A 1,449-nucleotide genomic window follows, 5' to 3' on the forward strand; every position below is an offset into this window, starting at 1 on the left:
CAGTTCACGTATATCCGTGTCCGTTCTCGAACGCTCTGCCACGGCAACATCCGTCTGTCCCTTCTCGCGGAGGCAAGGGTTCGCTGCGGCCTGACGCCTAATGAGGCTGGCAGGATAGTTCTCCAGCGGACGGCTTGTCGAAGGTGGAGATGTCGGCGTCACACAAGTGAACGAAAGCGCTGCGCAGAGCGCAGCGCAAGGAAACTAATCAATCAGGGAGGAATGATGCCAAACCAACAGCAAGTCTCTGCCGCGATCAACCGCTTGTTGGCCGGAAAGATCGGGTGTCTCGACCTACATGGCCTATTGCAGGATACAAGGCGCACATTGGCCAACCTCGATTTCGCACACCGCCATGAGGTGCAGCGCATTGAAAGCGGCAAGGCCGATCCAGCCCTGAGGAGGCAGATCGTGGCGGGCCTCACGGAACGGCACTACAAGCGGCGTCAGCCCTACATCATGCTGATTGCCGAACTCCAGAAGCACACGTCATCGGCCACGCCGTACGAGCTTGAGATGGCGAGCTAATCAGCATCATCGTTTCACCGGCTCACATTTGCCCCTACGGGCCGGGACCTCCAAGCGCCCCATCGGGGCGCTTCTTTTTTGCCGTTGTTCCGCGAGCGCAAAGCGTTGGCCTCCCAACCGAGAAATATCGCCGGAACCCATATGGGTCTTTCCCATTCTCGGGATAGAGCGAGGCGTTCAGCCATGCGAACAATCTTGACCGGCACCCATCGCGCGAACTGGCTCCTGGGCACTCTGGAGCCCGAGGACTTTGCGGTCCTTCAGCCGCATCTTGAGGTCGTGAGCCTACCGAAGAGTGCTGTGCTTTATGAAGCCGAAGACATCATCTCGCGCACCTACTTCCCACAGAACGCCATGGTCGGCCTCATCAACATCATGGAGGACGGCCACCTCGTAGAGGTGGCGTCCTTCGGGCGCGAGGGAATGTTCGGCCTGCTGAGCGCCCTCGTCTCCCGCGAGGCTTTCGGGCGCTACAAGGTGCAAATTCCGGGCCTTGCCTCGCGCATTCCCGTTAGCCGAATACGCGAGGCGATGAGCGCCCGCCCCAAGCTCCAAAGGCTGGTCGCGGGCTACACGGAAGCACTGCTGGCCCAGACCTTCCAGGTAGCCTCCTGCAACGCAGTCCACACGGTCGAGGCCCGATGCTGCAACTGGATTCTGAGCACACGCGACCGGGTGGATGAGGACCTCCTGCCCCTCACCCATGCGGATTTGGCCGAATTGCTGGGAGTTCAGCGCTCCACGGTCAGCATGGTCCTGCGCTCGCTTCAGACCACAGGACTGATCTCCCAGCAACGCGGCGGTATCCGTATCGTGGACCAAGCGGGCCTCGAAGGGGTGGCCTGCGAGTGCTACCGGAAGATCCGTCAGAGCTATGCCAAGGTGCTGCCCGTCACATCCGCCTGATCGGACTGGAGCGAA

Annotated in this window: 2 protein-coding genes; both read left to right on the plus strand. The window is 60.7% G+C overall.

Annotated elements, in window-relative coordinates:
* The first annotated feature begins 327 nt into the window (after positions 1 to 327).
* Entirely contained in the window at positions 328 to 528 is a 201-nt protein-coding gene (locus GR328_RS26455) for a hypothetical protein (protein WP_160888621.1), read from the plus strand.
* A gap of 183 nt (positions 529 to 711) precedes the next feature.
* Complete coding sequence (locus GR328_RS26460) at positions 712 to 1,434, plus strand: Crp/Fnr family transcriptional regulator (RefSeq protein ID WP_170304164.1); 723 nt, start codon at positions 712 to 714, stop codon at positions 1,432 to 1,434.
* Positions 1,435 to 1,449: the final 15 nt, after the last annotated feature.

The sequence above is a fragment of the Microvirga makkahensis genome, assembly GCF_009830105.1.
In the GTDB taxonomy this organism is placed as follows: Bacteria; Pseudomonadota; Alphaproteobacteria; order Rhizobiales; family Beijerinckiaceae; genus Microvirga; species Microvirga makkahensis.